15 protein-coding genes are annotated in these 13,998 nt (G+C 68.7%); 3 read left to right on the top strand and 12 right to left on the bottom strand.

Going from position 1 to position 13,998, the window contains the following annotated elements; genetic code table 11:
- Positions 1-1,209, bottom strand: coding sequence for an efflux RND transporter periplasmic adaptor subunit (locus tag ASE58_RS11945; protein ID WP_055821567.1), 1,209 nt, complete (start codon positions 1,207-1,209; stop codon positions 1-3).
- A 193-nt stretch (positions 1,210-1,402) separates the two neighbouring features.
- Between ASE58_RS11945 and ASE58_RS11940 the strand changes: the two genes are divergently transcribed.
- On the top strand, positions 1,403-2,125 hold the full coding sequence (locus ASE58_RS11940; protein ID WP_055821564.1) for an SIMPL domain-containing protein: 723 nt from the start codon (positions 1,403-1,405) through the stop codon (positions 2,123-2,125).
- Positions 2,126-2,180: 55 nt separating this feature from the next.
- Here ASE58_RS11940 and ASE58_RS11935 read toward each other — a convergent pair whose 3' ends face one another.
- From ASE58_RS11935 to ASE58_RS11920, 4 genes are read right to left on the bottom strand one after another with little or no spacing between them, the layout of a single operon-like run.
- Positions 2,181-2,579, bottom strand: a complete 399-nt coding sequence (locus ASE58_RS11935; RefSeq protein WP_055821561.1) for an acyl-CoA thioesterase — start codon at positions 2,577-2,579, stop codon at positions 2,181-2,183.
- Entirely contained in the window at positions 2,576-3,211 is a 636-nt protein-coding gene (locus ASE58_RS11930; RefSeq protein ID WP_055821557.1) for a hypothetical protein, read from the bottom strand. Before ASE58_RS11930 ends, ASE58_RS11935 begins: the two co-directional genes overlap by 4 nt.
- Positions 3,208-3,549 carry a hypothetical protein gene (locus tag ASE58_RS11925; protein ID WP_055821554.1) on the bottom strand — a complete coding sequence of 114 codons (342 nt, stop codon included), beginning with the start codon at positions 3,547-3,549 and terminating at the stop codon, positions 3,208-3,210. The genes ASE58_RS11930 and ASE58_RS11925 overlap by 4 nt, the downstream gene beginning before the upstream one ends.
- Positions 3,550-3,604: 55 nt before the next feature.
- Positions 3,605-4,942, bottom strand: a complete 1,338-nt coding sequence (locus ASE58_RS11920; protein WP_235513607.1) for a multidrug effflux MFS transporter — start codon at positions 4,940-4,942, stop codon at positions 3,605-3,607.
- 35 nt (positions 4,943-4,977) lie between these two features.
- Between ASE58_RS11920 and ASE58_RS11915 the strand changes: the two genes are divergently transcribed.
- Both ASE58_RS11915 and ASE58_RS11910 read left to right on the top strand, forming a co-directional pair.
- Entirely contained in the window at positions 4,978-5,931 is a 954-nt protein-coding gene (locus ASE58_RS11915; RefSeq protein ID WP_055821551.1) for an isopenicillin N synthase family dioxygenase, read from the top strand.
- Between the two features lie 104 nt (positions 5,932-6,035).
- Entirely contained in the window at positions 6,036-7,328 is a 1,293-nt protein-coding gene (locus ASE58_RS11910) for a homoserine dehydrogenase (RefSeq protein WP_055821546.1), read from the top strand.
- A gap of 197 nt (positions 7,329-7,525) precedes the next feature.
- On the opposite strand, the gene ASE58_RS11905 is transcribed toward ASE58_RS11910, so the two are convergent.
- From ASE58_RS11905 to ASE58_RS11875, 7 genes are all read right to left on the bottom strand, one after another.
- Positions 7,526-7,924: a hypothetical protein gene (locus ASE58_RS11905; RefSeq protein WP_055757614.1), complete on the bottom strand. Its 399-nt coding sequence runs from the start codon at positions 7,922-7,924 to the stop codon at positions 7,526-7,528.
- A 32-nt stretch (positions 7,925-7,956) separates the two neighbouring features.
- Positions 7,957-8,496: a demethoxyubiquinone hydroxylase family protein gene (locus tag ASE58_RS11900; protein WP_055821543.1), complete on the bottom strand. Its 540-nt coding sequence runs from the start codon at positions 8,494-8,496 to the stop codon at positions 7,957-7,959.
- Positions 8,493-8,972 carry a disulfide bond formation protein B gene (locus tag ASE58_RS11895; protein ID WP_055821540.1) on the bottom strand — a complete coding sequence of 160 codons (480 nt, stop codon included), beginning with the start codon at positions 8,970-8,972 and terminating at the stop codon, positions 8,493-8,495. The genes ASE58_RS11900 and ASE58_RS11895 overlap by 4 nt, the downstream gene beginning before the upstream one ends.
- A gap of 4 nt (positions 8,973-8,976) precedes the next feature.
- On the bottom strand, positions 8,977-10,326 hold the full coding sequence (locus tag ASE58_RS11890; RefSeq protein ID WP_055821537.1) for a S41 family peptidase: 1,350 nt from the start codon (positions 10,324-10,326) through the stop codon (positions 8,977-8,979).
- 162 nt (positions 10,327-10,488) lie between these two features.
- Positions 10,489-12,315 carry a methyl-accepting chemotaxis protein gene (locus ASE58_RS11885; RefSeq protein ID WP_055821534.1) on the bottom strand — a complete coding sequence of 609 codons (1,827 nt, stop codon included), beginning with the start codon at positions 12,313-12,315 and terminating at the stop codon, positions 10,489-10,491.
- Between the two features lie 104 nt (positions 12,316-12,419).
- The gene (locus ASE58_RS11880) at positions 12,420-13,574 is read right to left on the bottom strand and encodes a murein hydrolase activator EnvC family protein (protein ID WP_082467992.1); all 1,155 of its coding nucleotides are present in this window, start codon (positions 13,572-13,574) and stop codon (positions 12,420-12,422) included.
- Positions 13,571-13,993, bottom strand: a complete 423-nt coding sequence (locus ASE58_RS11875) for a 23S rRNA (pseudouridine(1915)-N(3))-methyltransferase RlmH (RefSeq protein WP_055757623.1) — start codon at positions 13,991-13,993, stop codon at positions 13,571-13,573. The genes ASE58_RS11880 and ASE58_RS11875 overlap by 4 nt, the downstream gene beginning before the upstream one ends.
- Positions 13,994-13,998: the final 5 nt, after the last annotated feature.

Raw genomic sequence — 13,998 nt, 5'->3', positions numbered from 1 at the left:
CTATTCCTTGCGTGCAGGCGCCGCGGCGGCGCGGACCGGCACCACCTGCTGCCCCGGATTGAGGAACGCGCCGGCACTGGCGACCACGCGTTCGTTGCCCATCAGGCCGGATCCGATCAGCGCGCCTTCGTCCGATACCTCGGCCACGCGCACGTCGCGCCGCTCCGCCTTGTCCTGCGCATCGAGGACATAGACATAGCTGCCCTTCTCGTCGCTCAGCACCGCTGATTCGGGCAGCAGCGGCGCGGTCGACGCGCCCGCGCCGATCCGGGCGCTGGCAAAGCCGCCAGGACGCAGTGCCGGATCATAGCTGAGCGCGATGCGGGCGATGCCCTGTCGCGTCTGCGGATCGATCACCGGCGATACCTGCCACACCTGCCCCTTGAACACGCGGGTGTCGCCGACCGGTACCACCTCTGCCGGCACGCCCGCGCGGATGGTGGCCAGATCGGCCTCCGACAGCTGGGCGCGCATTTCCATCTGCCCGCCCATCGCGATGCGGAACAGCACGCCGCTGCCCCCGCCGATCACCTGCCCTGGCTCGACCGCGCGGGTAAGGACGAGGCCGGCGGCGGGGGCGCGGATGTCGAGCCGGCGGTTGCGCGCCTGCGTTTCGGCCAGCTGCGCCTGCGCCACGCCGACCCGGGCGTTGGCGGCGTCGCGGGTGGCGGTCTTGCGGTCGATATCGGCCTTCGACACGAACCCGCGCTCGACCAGCTGCTTCGACCGGTCCAGTTCGGTCTGCGCGATCTGGGCATCGGCACGGGCAACGCGGACCTGCGCCGCCAGCGACTCGGCGGTCTGTGCCTGCACCGACCGGTCGACCGTGGCGAGGACTTGTCCGGCGCTTACCCAGCTGCCCGGCTCGACGAGGACCTGGGTGACCAGACCGCCTTCCCCAACGACGCCGACCGGCATTTCACGCCGCGCGGCGAGCGACCCGGTGCCCGTGACGGTGCGCATCACGGTGTCGCGGCCGGGGGTGACGACCGTCACCTTGGGCAGGGAACCTGCGGATGCGGCGGCGGGCGCCCCCTTGGCCGCTGGAGCGCTCGCGCTCTTGCGCCCGAATGCCCAGACGGCGCCGACGAAGACCAGCAGGATGACGACGATCCCGACAATCATCGCGCGGCGGCGCGACCGCGGCGCACCGTCCGGCCCGGTCAGCATCTGGCGGTCGCCCGCGATCGACGTCGATTCGTAGTTCATCCACCCCATCCCATTGGAGGCCCCCAGCCCCGTCCGCGCTGTATTATCTCAATACAGCACTGTTCTCAAGCATACACATCGCGTTTTTCGATAAGAACGACAAGCCTGGCATCGTTTGCGTTCAGCGTGCGTTTTGACGCGAACCCGTAACGACCAAGCGGTCATTGCGATTTGATTATAGAAGGATGTGCCGATGCTCCGTTCCGCCCTGATCCTGGCCGCCATCGGTGGCGGACTGCCCGCCGCTGCACAGCAGGTCGCGACCACCACCGCGCCGATCCTGACCGATGCGACGCTGCTGGACGTCGTTGCCGATGGAAAGGCGACGCGCGTGCCCGATATCGCGACGATCCGCGCCGGCGTCGTCAGCCAGTCGCCGACCGCCGCCGCCGCGCTGTCGGACAATGCGCAGCGCATGACCCGCGTCGTGGCGGCGCTGCGCAAGGCGGGCGTGGTCGAGCGCGATATCCAGACCGCGCAGATTCAGCTGCAGCCGCAATATCGCTATGCCGACAACCAGCCACCGGTCATCACCGGCTATCAGGCGAGCAACAGCGTCTCGGTACGGTTCCGCGACGTGGCGAAGAGCGGGTCGATTCTCGACGCGCTGGTGGCACAGGGCGCGAACCAGATCGATGGCCCGAACCTGTCGGTCGATGCCGCCGATGCCGCACTGGACGAGGCGCGCACCGACGCGATCCGCCGCGCGCGGGCCCGTGCCGAACTCTATGCAAAAGCCGCCGGGATGCGCGTCGACCGGATCGTGTCGATCGTCGAAAATGGCGGCGACCAGCCGCCGATGCCGATGCCGATGGTGGCGTCGCTGCGCACGGCTAAGATGGCCGATTCGACCCCACTGGCAGCGGGCGAGCAGGATTTGCGGGCTACCGTCTCGGTACGGTTCCTGCTGCGCTGATCGGAAGGCGGCTCCCCGAACCGCGGGGAGCCACCTTCGCGAGAACGACGAAGGATTACCCCAGAAACCGATCCGCGACATCGGCCGGCACCCGCACCAGCCGGCCGGTTCGCCGGTCGAGCACTGCCCATGTAGTCCGCGCATCGACCTTCACCCGGCCGTCCGCGCCGGTGAAGCGCATCAGCCGGTCGAACCGCGCCCCGCGCGGCGCTTCGCCGACCCAGGTTTCGGCGACGACCGTTTCCCCGGCGGCAACGTTGCCGCGATAATCGATCTCATGCCGGGTGATGACCCAGACATAGGCATCCTGCTGCTCGGGCGTCGCCACCGCGCTCCAGTGCGCGACGGCGACGTCCTGAATCCAGCGTACCCAGACCGCATTGTTCACGTGGCCCAGTTCATCGATATCGTCGGGCCCGGCGGTGATCGAACGGGTGAAACGAGGGGCGGTCATTGCGGGACGATCGGCTCCGAAGCGGGACGCGGCTTCAGGCCGCTGTCCGAAATGCGCCATGCCCGCTGTTCGGCGGTCGCGCCATCGATATCACCCGTGCGATGCAGCGTGACCGGGCCGGCCATCGATACCGGCGTGCCGTCGCGCAGCTTTCCCGTCACGCGCACCGGAATCTGGATGTAGCGCTGACCGGCACCGGCATCGATCCGTCCCGGCGCGCCGATCGCCGCGCGATAGTCGGCATAGTTGGCGAAAGACCGGGCAAAGGCTGCCTGCGACATGCCCGACGCCTGTCCGTTGCCGCCCCACAGCCGCCACGCATCGCCATAGCGCCGGTCGCCGATCGCCGCGAAATAATCGCGCAGCACCTGCGCCGCCGCGTCGGCGCCCGGCTCGACCATCGCGTCGCCGGGCGCGGGGGCCGGGGTCGGGGAGGGCGGCGGCGCGCTGACGCCGGGAATGCCTTCACCGGCCGGAATGCTGGTTGCGGGCGTTACCGGCGTCGGTGCGCCGGCGGCGGGCACGGGTTCGGCCGCGGTGGCATTGCTTGCCACCGCGACGTTGTCCGCCGGCTCGCCACCGCCGCATCCCGCCAGCAGCAGCGCCAGTGCGGCTCCGCCGACGATCTTCACGGCTCGATCGCCTTTGCATCGCTGTCGTTCAGGTCACCGTCCTCGGCAAGATTGTCCTCGTCGAAATCCGCCTGCAGCTCGTCCTCTTCCTGGTCGCCCTGTCCGGTGACGGTCGTATCGTCGTCCTCGCCGGCCAGTTCGTCGTCCACCATGTCGAGCTCGTCCTCATCCGCATCGTCGGACATGCCGAGATCGGGTTCGAGGTCGGTCAGGATCGTGCCGTCGGTTGGCCCGTCACGCGTCGCTTCGAGGATTTCGGCGCGCTGGCTCTCGTCATAGCCGTCTTCGTCATAACCGTCGTCGCCGGTGCCCTGTCCGGTTACCTGATGCCCGCCCATCGCATGTCTCCTGTTGCTTCAGACAGGCGAAACCCGTGGGCGGCGGGGCAGGTTCCTAGCCGCGGCGGAACAGCCGGCCGTGTTCGGTACGAAACACGACGAGCAGCGCGATCAGCCCCAGCGCCAGGAACCCGCCGTATAGCGGCACGGTCGTTCCGTTGAACGACTGGCCGATGAGCGCGCCGAGCACCGCGCCCGCCAGCATCGACACGAATCCCTGCAACGACGACGCGGTGCCGGCGATCGACCCCATATTCTCCATCGCCATCGCCGAGAAATTGGAGGTGGCAAGGCCGAAGCACGCCATCATCAGCGCCTGCAGCACGATGAAGCTGGCGAGCGATTCGATCCCCGCCAGCGTCACGGCCAGATGCACGGCAGCAACCGCGACCAGCCCCAGCAGCGCGGCGTGCGAGATGAGGCGCGTGCCGAACCGCATCACGATCCGCGAATTGAAGAACGACCCCGCCGCCATCGTGCCGGCGACACAGGCAAAGACGACGGTCAGCAGCTTGGGCCGCTCGAACGTCACCTCCATGATCTGCTGGATCGACCCGACGAACCCGAACAGCCCGCCCGACAGCAGCGCGGCGGCGATGGTATAGCCGACTGCATAGCGATCGCGCAGCACCATGCGATAGCCGGCAAGGATGCGCGCCGGCTCCAGTGGCTGGCGCTCCGTCTCCGGCAGCGTCTCGGGCATGCGCAGCACGAACCAGGCGAGGATGATCGCGGTGACGATCGCGATCCCGCCAAAGATCCAGCGCCACGACGCGAACGCCAGCACCAGCTCGCCGAACGACGGCGCCAGCACCGGGGCGGCCATGAAGAAGATGAACGCCAGGCTCATCACCCGCGCCATTGCCCGCCCCGAATAACAGTCGCGCACCAACGCCACCGTCACCACCCGCGCACCCGCAACCGCCGCGCCCGAGGCGAGGCGCGCGATCAGCAACAGCACGAAGCTGCCCGAGATCGCGGCGATCAGGTTGGTGATCGCGCTGGCGACCAGGCCAAAGATCAGCACCGGTCGCCGGCCATAACGGTCGGCCAGTGGACCATAGGCCAGCTGCGCCACCGAAAAGCCGATCAGGAACGCGGTGATGACGAACTGCCGCGTATTGGGTTCGGCGACGTCCAGCGCCGCGCCGATCGCGGGCAGCGCGGGCAGCATCGAATCGATGCCGAGCGCGGTCAGCGCCATCAGCGCCGCGATCAGCGTGACGAATTCCCCGAACGGCAGGGGCGACCGGTCGGCGGACGGGGCGGGCGTGGACGGTTCGGCGGGGGATTGGGGGGACTGCGACATGACGGTGCCTCCATGGCCCATGTCGTCCGCCGGGTCACGCAAAGGATGGCCCTGTTCGTCCGCCCGCCGCATGTCTATCTTCATCGCTTGTACCCGTATCTTTCAGGATGTTGAGACTCATGGCCGACACGCCGCTTTCGCAGGTTCCGCTGATTTCGATGGCGCAGGCGGAGCAGGACCCCGACGGCTTCGCCCGCGATTTCGGCGGCTCTTTCCAACGCTTCGGCTTCGCGATGGTGTCCGACCATGGCGTCGACCAGGGCGTGATCGACCGCGCCTGGGCGATGACCAAGGCGTTCTTCGACCTGCCCGAGGACCAGAAGCGCGCCTATTTCGTCGAAGGCGGCGGCGGCGCGCGGGGCTATACCCCGTTCAAGACCGAGATCGCCAAGGGCGCGACCCATGTCGACCTGAAGGAATTCTGGCATGTCGGCCGCGAACTGGCCGCCGGGCATCGCTATGGCGACGTCATGCCCGCCAATGTCTGGCCCGACCGGCCGGAGGGGTTTCGCGAGGCGTTCCTCGACCTGTTCGCCGCGCTGGATGCCGCCGGTGACCGGCTGCTTTCGGCGATCGCGCGCTATCTCGGGCTGGAGCCGAACTGGTTCGACCGCGCGGTGAAGGACGGCAATTCGGTCCTGCGCCTGCTGCACTATCCGCCGGTTGCCGCCGATGCCCCCGAAGTCCGCGCCGGTGCGCATGAGGACATCAATCTCATCACGCTCCTGCTGGGCGCGGAGGAAGCCGGCCTAGAACTGCTCGATCGCGACGGCCGCTGGCTGCCGGTGGCACCGCCGCCGGGGGCGATGGTCGTGAACGTCGGCGACATGCTGCAGCGCCTGACCAACCATGTCCTGCCCTCGACCACCCACCGCGTCGTCAACCCGGCCCCCGAACGTCGCGGTCATTCGCGCTATTCGATGCCGTTCTTCCTCCACCCCGCGCCCGATTTCCTGATCGAGACGCTGCCCGGCTGCGTCAGCGAGGAGCGCCCGAACCGCTATCCGACGCCGATCAGCTCGCACGACTATCTGTATGAACGGCTGGTCGAGATCGGCCTCATCAAGAAGTGACACCGCGCGGGGTTTCCCTGCGGCGAACCAATGACTAGAGACATGAAACCGGCCGGGGCACTGCTCCGGCCGCAATTTTGTTACGTGTGCAACAAGAGGAAGATATGACCGAACCGCTCCGCGTCGCCATCGCCGGCCTTGGAACCGTGGGTGCGGGGGTCATTCGGCTGATCGAAACCAATGGCGACCTGATCGCCCGTCGCGCCGGTCGCCCGATCGAGGTGGTCGCCGTCTCGGCACGCGACCGGACGCGCGACCGGGGCATCGACCTGTCGCGCTATCAATGGGTCGACGACACCGCGGCGCTGGTGACGACCGGCGACGCCGATGTCGTGGTCGAGCTGATCGGCGGATCGGACGGCCCGGCACTGACGCTGGCGCGCGGCACGTTGGCGGCGGGCAAGAGCTTCGTCACCGCGAACAAGGCAATGATCGCGCATCACGGCCTCGAACTGGCTGAGGCCGCCGAGGCACGCGGCGTCGCACTGAAGTTCGAGGCGGCGGTGGCCGGCGGCGTACCGGTCATCAAGGGTCTGCGCGAAGGTGCCGCCGCCAACGAAATCTCGCAGGTGTTCGGCATCCTCAACGGCACCTGCAACTTCATCCTGTCGAAGATGGAGGCCGAGGGCCGCGATTTCGCCGAAGTGCTGGCCGAGGCGCAGGCGCTGGGCTTCGCCGAAGCCGATCCCAGTTTCGACATCGATGGCGTCGATGCCGCGCACAAGCTGTCGATCCTCGCCAGCATAGCGTTCGGCACGCAGCCGGCGTTCGGCGCGGTGGCGGTGACCGGCATCCGCCACGTGCTGGCCGCCGACATCGCCGAGGCGGCGGCGCTCGGCTATCGCATCCGACTGGTCGGCGTGGGGGAGGCCGGGCCGCACGGGCTATTCCAGCGGGTCCATCCGCATCTCGTGCCGCTCGACCATCCGCTGGCGCATGTGACGGGCTCGCTCAACGCCGTGGTGGCCGAGGGCAATTTCGTCGGCCGGCTGTTCTTCCAGGGGCGCGGCGCCGGAGACGGCCCGACCGCCAGCGCAGTGGTCGCCGACCTGATCGACATTGCGCGCGGTGAATTCGGCCCCCCTTATGCGATGCCCGCCGCCCTGCTCACCGCCGCAACGCCCGAACAGGCGAGCGAGCGACGCGGGCGGGCCTATGTCCGGTTGCAGGTCGCGGACAAGGTCGGCGTGCTTGCCGAAATCGCCGCCGCGATGCGCGATGCCGGCGTGTCGATCGAAAGCCTGATGCAGCGCGGCGCCAATGCCGATGGCAGCGTGCTGGTCGCGATCGTCACCCATGAAGGGCCGGAACGCTGCGTCGCGCAGGCGCTGGAAAAGCTGGAAAGCTCGGCCAGCGTGCTGGGCAAGCCGATGTGGATGCACGTGCTGGGCGGGTGAGCCGACGGGGCGGGAGGACGTAAACGCACCGCTTTCCGCCCGTCACCCCGGGTCGAGCCCGGGGTGACGCATATGAGCGGTGACGCGCTAAACTTCAGCACCGACCGTATCCCCGCGCAGGCGGGGGTCCAGGGCCACAAACGCAGGTCTTTCAATTTGGCCTTGGACCCCCGCCGACGCAGGGGTACCAAAAACGCTCAAGGCAGCGGAATGCTCGACTCCGCTTTCGCCCGTGCCCGACGTTCCGCCCGTGCCGCCGTCGCGCGCTGCACGAAGCACCCGGTCTGGCCGCCGACGCCGGCGGTCGAGCAGCTGCCGGTCCCGCTGCCGCCGACGTTCAGATTATCCTCGACCCGCGTCGCCCAGCTTTCGCCGTCGCGGGTCGGTTCGGCGTCGCGCAGTTCCTTGGGGATGCGGAAGCGTTCGCGCTCGCTGCGACGGACGCAGACCACGATTTCCTCACCGCTCGAATTGGTCGGGCATTTGTCGTTGCCATAGATCACCAGCGTGCCGTTCTGCACCTGCGCGGCGGCAGGGGCGGCGGGCAGGGTGAAAGCGGCGATGGCGGCGGCACCGGCCAGAAGCATGCGGGTCATCAAATCCTCCTGTCCGGATAACGCCCGGTCGGTCAAATACGTTTCGAAACGGCGATGGCGACGCGACACCCTGCGCGAATCGCCGCCGACAGCAACGGATAGGCGGGCGCGCGTTCGGCACCATGCGCCAGCGCCGCTTCCTTATGCTCCAGTTCCTCTGCCTGGAACCTTGCGATCGCTTCGCTTAACTCAGGATGATCGGCGCCCAGTTCGGTGAGCTGATCCTCATAATGTTTGTCGATTTCGGTTTCGACCGCAGCGGTGCAGGCCATCGCCGCCTCCGGCCCGATCGCCGCCGTCACCGCGCCCAAGGCAAAGCCGGCCACGTCCCAGAAGGGCTGGATCAACGTCGGTCGCACGCCGCGCTCGGCGATCAGCGCGTCGAAATAGGCGCGGTGCTCCGCCTCCTGCAACGCCATGCCCTGGATCGCGGCCGACATGGGACTGCGATCGCCCATCACCGCCAGCTGCCCGGCATAGATGCGGGTCGCGCCATATTCGCCGGCTTGGTCGACGCGAATCATCGACCGGATGCCATCGGGCCTGGGGTCACCGGGCCGCCACTTGCTCATGTCCGCTTCCTCGTCGCGAGAACCAGCACTGCCAACGCACCAGCGATCGAAAGGATCGCGTTGAATCCGGCCAGCGAAATGCCAAGGAACGTCCATTGCGGCACGTCGCAGCGCACCACCGGTTGCCGCACGATCGCCGCCAACAGGTCGCCGCCGGTCGCGCCCAGCGTGTTGGCGCAGGCGGTGATCCCCTGCCACCAATGATATTCGACGCCGGCATGGAACACGCCGATCATCCCGCTGACGAGGATCGCCACCCCGGCCAGCACGATCAGCGCCCGCTTGCCCGACGTGCGCGGCACCACGAACGACAGCGCGGCCAGCGCAATGGCGGCATAATGCGGCCAGCGTTGCCAATGGCACATCTCGCACGGGTACAGCCCGCCCAGATATTGCGATGCCAATGCCCCGCCGATCAGCGTGAGCGGCAGGAGCAGCGCGATCCAGCGCGCGAGCGGCAGGTCGTTGGCGCGCATAGGATTAGCGCTTGCCCGGCTTGGCCGCCGGCGCTGCCGCCATCCGCGTGGTGGGTCCGACGCGGCCCATGGTCTGGAGCGCATAATAGAGCTGGAAATCGTCGATCCCGCGCTTCTTGAGCGATTCGGCGGTTTCGGCGAAGCGCGGATCGTCCTTCGTATCCTCGGTCAGCGTCTTGTCGTCGACCCCGGCTTCGTTGACCAGGTGACGGCGCAGATCGGCCTCGCGATACACCGGCCGGCTCTTGTAATCGGGGTCGGAAATCTGCGGCACCTTCAGGTCGGGGTCGATGCCCCCTTCCTGTACCGACCGGCCCGACGGCGTGTGGTAGCGCGCGGTGGTCAGGCGGACGGCGGTGTTCTTCGACAGGTCGAAGATCGACTGGACCGATCCCTTGCCGAAGCTGCGTTCGCCCATCACGATCGCGCGGTGATGGTCCTGCAGCGCACCGGCGACGATTTCCGACGCCGATGCCGTGCCCGGATTGGTCAGCACGATGATCGGCAGCCCCTGCGCCAGATCGCCCGGCACCATTTCCTCGGCGAAATAGCGTTCGGTATCGGCCTTGTCGCGTCCGCGCTGCGACACGATCTCGCCGCGCGCCAGGAAGGTGTCGGACACCTCGATCGCCTGGTTCAGCAGCCCGCCGCCATTGTCGCGCAGGTCGATGATATAGCCCTCGGGCTTGTGGCCCAGCGCCTTGTCGATCCCGGCGATCGCGGCGCGGGTATCGGCGCCGGTCGTCTCGCTGAAGGTGTTGATGTTGATGACGCCGATGCCGTCCTTCACCTCCCACTTCACCGGCTTCTGCACGATCGTGCTGCGCACCAGCGTCAGTTCGATCGGCTTGTCGCGGCCGGGGCGGACGATGGTCAGCGAGACCTTTGACCCCGTGGGGCCGCGCATCTGCGCAACCGCCTCGTCCAGCGTGCCGCCGACGATCAGCTTGCCATCGACATGGGTGATATAGTCGCCCGACTTGATGCCGGCCCGCGCCGCCGGTGTATCCTCGGTGGGCGTAATGACCTTGACCGCGCCGTCCTCCAGCGTGACCGAGAGGCCCAGGCCCGAATAATTGCCGGTCGTGGCGATGCGCAGATTCTCGAAATCCTTGGCATCCAGGTAACTGGAATGCGGATCGAGCGCGGCGAGCATCCCGCGCATCGCCCCTTCCATCAGCGTCTTGTCGTCCACCTTGTCGACGTAACTCGCCTTTACGCGGTTATAGACGTCCATGAAATTGTCGAGTTCGCGGAAGCTGCCGGCATCGGCCTGCGCCATCGCACCGGTGGCGACGGGAACCAGCGCCATCGCGCCGACGATGGCGGTGGCCTGAAGAAACGAACGGGACATACGCATAAACGTCAGGATACTTTCGACTGCGGTACGTTTGCCACACTAGCGGTAAAACGTGCCGCGATCAAAGCGCTGTCTGACGGCGCGCGCAGGACTGGCCGTCACCCCGGAAAGGGCCGGGTTCGCCCCGACAGCGCGCCGCCAGCGTCGAACAGCGCTTTAGAACGACGACCAGTCATCCTCCTCCATGGCCAGCGCGGTATTGCCCGCCACGCGCGGTCGCATCGGGACCACGCTCGTCAGGCGGGACGGTGCCTGGCGGGCAGGTGCAGCGCGCGGCGGGGTGTTGCCCAGGCGGAAGCTGGTGATCTGCCGGGTCATGCCATCGGCATCGGAGGCGAGGCTGCGCACCGCCGCCGTCGCTTCCTCGACCATCGCCGCATTCTGCTGCGTCATGCCGTCCATTTCCGACACGGCGGTATTGATCTGGTGCAGGCCGGTCGCCTGCCGTTCGGCGGAGGCGGCGATGTTGGCGACCAGCCCGTCGATCTCGCCGATGCGGTTGATGATCCGGGCCAGCGCCTCGCCGGTTTCGCCGACCAGCTGCACCCCGGTGCCGATCTGGGTCGACGACGCGGTGATGCGGGTCTTCACGTCCTTGGCCGCGTCCGCCGATCGCTGCGCCAGCGCGCGCACCTCGCTTGCGACGACGGCGAAACCCTTGCCCGCATCGCCCGCGCGCGCGGCCTCGACGCCGGCGTTCAGCGCCAGCAGGTTGGTCTGGAACGAGATGCCGTCGATCACGCTGATGATATCGCTGATCTCGGCAGAGGCGTGTTCGATGCCGCGCATCGCCTCGACCGCGCGGCGGACGATCTCGCCCGACTGGTCGGCCTCGTGGCGTGCCTCGCCGACGATCCGGTTGGCCTGTGCCGCCCCGGCGGCGGTTTCGCGGACGGTCGAGGTGATCTCGTCCATCGCCGCCGCCGTCTCCTCCAGGCTGGCGGCCTGCTGTTCGGTGCGCTGCGATAGGTCGTCGGACGCCTGGCGGATATCGTCGGCGCCGTTGTTGATGCTGCTCGCCGCCTCGGTCACGGTGGAGAGCGTGGTCTGCAGCGCGGTGACGGCGGCGTTGAAGTCCGCCTTGATCCGCGCGAACGGGCCGGTCAGGTCGGCATCGACGCGCGAGACCAGATCCCCCTCGGCCAGCCGTGCCAGCGCCGTGCCGAAGCTGTCGACGATCAGCGTCGTCTGCTCCCCCTTGGCGCGTTCGGCCGCGATCAGCTGGTCGCGCAGGTCGCGCGTCGCGCCGGCCAGCTGGCCCAGTTCGTCGCGCCGCCCGTTGACGGGAATGGTGACGGCCATGTCGCCCGACGTCATGCGCTGCAACGTGCCGACCAGCGCGAGCAGCGGCGCCACCACGAAGCGGCGGGTGGCAAAACCGATGGCCAGGATGACGCCGAAAGTCGCGATGGTGGTGGCGGCCAGCAGCAGCTTGGCGAAGGTTGCGGTTGCGGTCGCCTGTTCACCGACGTCGCGCAGGTGCGATTCGATCGCGTCGGACAGCGTGCTCATGCCGCCCTCCAGCTTATCGAAGGCTTCGAGAAACCCCGGCAGCAGCGCGGAGGCCCGCGCCGGGTCGACGGCGGCGGCATCGGCGATACGCCCGGCGGTGTCGATATAGGCATCGACCAGCGGGGTGATCCGGCGGGCCTGCGCCACGACCGCCGGAGCATCGCTATAGGCGGCATCGGCCTGCAACGCCTTGCGCAGCGCAGCCGAATCCTCGACCAGCGCCCGGCGGTTCTCGGCGAGATCGAGGTCGCCGGCCGATGCCGCGCGCAGTACCGACAGCACGTCACCGCGAACCGTGTCGTGCATCATGTCGGCGGTCATGTGGTTGCGCAGCAGCGCCGATCCGCGCGTGATGTTCGCACGGGCGTCCGCCTGCTGTCCGTTGGACCAGACACTCGCCCCGGCGGAACCGAGTACCAGCAGCGCAATGGCGGCGATTGCCGCCAAAACCATCCGGTTGATCGAGTGCATGCTGCGGTCCTTCCGAATCGTGTCGTTCGGTACGCTATGGACTGGATTCGGATAATATACGGTTACGCGGCTGTTGACATTTCTGAGGAGTGTTGTCGGCTGCCCTACAGCATCGCCGCCAGATCGACCGGCACGCCGCGCCGGCGCAGCTCGATCGTGACCGGCGGTGCGTCACCCATCGGCGCGCGACCGATCGGCGTGCCGGCGACCACCCGCCCGTCGACCGGGCCCACGCTGGCCGCCAGCCCGGTGACGGTGGTCGTCCAGCCATCGCCATGGTCGAGGATCACGACCCGGCGATACCCGCGAAACCGCTTGCTGAACGCGATCCGGCCCGGCGCAGGGGCGAGGACCAGCGCACCGGGGGCGACGGTCAGCGTCAGCCCGCGCGCCCGCACCCCGCTGTCGCTGATTTCGCCAAATCCGGTGGCGACCGTGCCCCGCACTGGCAGGCGATAGGCGGGCGGGGGCAGGGGCGACGACGTGCCTTCGGGGCGGGGCAGGGGGCCGGGCAGCGCGGCCAGCGCGGCGCGCGTGTCGCTCGCCTCGCCCAGTTCCTCCAGCCGGTCGACGATATCGCGCGCCTGTTCACCCAGCGCGATCGCGCGATCCGATTCGACCATCGCCCCGCGGGCCAGTGCGCGTGATCGCAACCGCTGCGCCGCCTCCGCCCGCACCAGCGACAGGCGTTCGCCCTCCAGCCGCGCATTGCTGGCGGCCAGCGCCGACAGCGCGATGCCGGCCTGCGACCGCAGCCGCGCGGCATCGGCCACGCGCACGCGGACGGCGGCGGTACGCTGCTGCATCACCGGCACCACCGTCCCCAATACCGCACGGACATGGACCAGATCGTCGGTCGATCCCGGCTGCGCCACCGCCAGCCATGCCGGCCGCGTGGCGAGCGATTGCAGCGCCCCTACCAGCCGCGCGACCGGCGCCTGCCCCGCCGCCAGATCGGAACGGCGCCGGTCAAGTAGTTCGCCGACCAGCGCGACCCGCGCCCGTGCCGCCCGTGCGTCCGCCTCCGCCGCGGCGATTCGCGCCGCCAGCGCGGCCTGCGCCGCCCGGGTCCGTTCCGCCCCCGCGCGGGCGGCACGGGCCGCCTGCTCCAGTCGCCGGGACCGTATGGCGGCCTCGGCCGCGTCGCGGCGGGCGGCCGACAGTCGCTCGCGCCCGGCGGCGACCGGATCGTCCCGCCCCCACGCCGCCGCCCCGGCCAGCGCGGCGAGTGCGGCGATCAGGGCGACCGCGCGCCTCATCCTTCGCGGTGGTATGGGTGGCCGGCAAGGATGCTGGCCGCGCGCCACAATTGTTCGGCCAGCATCGCGCGGGCCATCAGATGCGGCCATGTCGCCTTGCCGAACGCCAGCAACAGGTCGGCCTGCGCCCGCTGCGCATCGTCGAAGCCGTCCGCCGCACCCAGCAGGAACCGCGTCTCGCGCACGCCATCGTCGCGCCAGCGGCCCAGCTGTGTCGCGAACGCCAGCGACGGCAGGTCGCGGCCCTTTTCATCCAGCATCACGATGCGCGTGCCGGGTTCGACCGGCGGCATCCTGCCCCCGGTATCGGGCAGTTCGGTGATCTTTGTCGGCCAGCTGACCCGCTTCAGATAGCGGTCGATCAGCTCCCCCTCGGGACTACGCCCGATCCGCCCGCGCGCGACGATATGCAGCAGCACGGGCG

It is taken from the genome of Sphingomonas sp. Leaf9, assembly GCF_001421355.1.
Classification (GTDB): Bacteria; Pseudomonadota; Alphaproteobacteria; order Sphingomonadales; family Sphingomonadaceae; genus Sphingomonas.
Note: the sequence above shows the minus strand (reverse complement) of the source record. Positions and strands in the feature narration are given on the sequence as shown.

Excerpts from the sequence above, each read along its gene's own strand:
- ASE58_RS11945 (WP_055821567.1), bottom strand. The coding sequence starts at position 1,209 with ATGAACTACGAATCGACGTCGATCGCGGGCGACCGCCAGATGCTGACC.
- ASE58_RS11940 (WP_055821564.1), top strand. The coding sequence starts at position 1,403 with ATGCTCCGTTCCGCCCTGATCCTGGCCGCCATCGGTGGCGGACTGCCC.
- ASE58_RS11935 (WP_055821561.1), bottom strand. The coding sequence starts at position 2,579 with ATGACCGCCCCTCGTTTCACCCGTTCGATCACCGCCGGGCCCGACGAT.
- ASE58_RS11925 (WP_055821554.1), bottom strand. The coding sequence starts at position 3,549 with ATGGGCGGGCATCAGGTAACCGGACAGGGCACCGGCGACGACGGTTAT.
- ASE58_RS11920 (WP_235513607.1), bottom strand. The coding sequence starts at position 4,942 with ATGAAGATAGACATGCGGCGGGCGGACGAACAGGGCCATCCTTTGCGT.
- ASE58_RS11915 (WP_055821551.1), top strand. The coding sequence starts at position 4,978 with ATGGCCGACACGCCGCTTTCGCAGGTTCCGCTGATTTCGATGGCGCAG.
- ASE58_RS11910 (WP_055821546.1), top strand. The coding sequence starts at position 6,036 with ATGACCGAACCGCTCCGCGTCGCCATCGCCGGCCTTGGAACCGTGGGT.
- ASE58_RS11905 (WP_055757614.1), bottom strand. The coding sequence starts at position 7,924 with ATGACCCGCATGCTTCTGGCCGGTGCCGCCGCCATCGCCGCTTTCACC.
- ASE58_RS11900 (WP_055821543.1), bottom strand. The coding sequence starts at position 8,496 with ATGAGCAAGTGGCGGCCCGGTGACCCCAGGCCCGATGGCATCCGGTCG.
- ASE58_RS11895 (WP_055821540.1), bottom strand. The coding sequence starts at position 8,972 with ATGCGCGCCAACGACCTGCCGCTCGCGCGCTGGATCGCGCTGCTCCTG.
- ASE58_RS11890 (WP_055821537.1), bottom strand. The coding sequence starts at position 10,326 with ATGTCCCGTTCGTTTCTTCAGGCCACCGCCATCGTCGGCGCGATGGCG.
- ASE58_RS11885 (WP_055821534.1), bottom strand. The coding sequence starts at position 12,315 with ATGCACTCGATCAACCGGATGGTTTTGGCGGCAATCGCCGCCATTGCG.
- ASE58_RS11880 (WP_082467992.1), bottom strand. The coding sequence starts at position 13,574 with ATGAGGCGCGCGGTCGCCCTGATCGCCGCACTCGCCGCGCTGGCCGGG.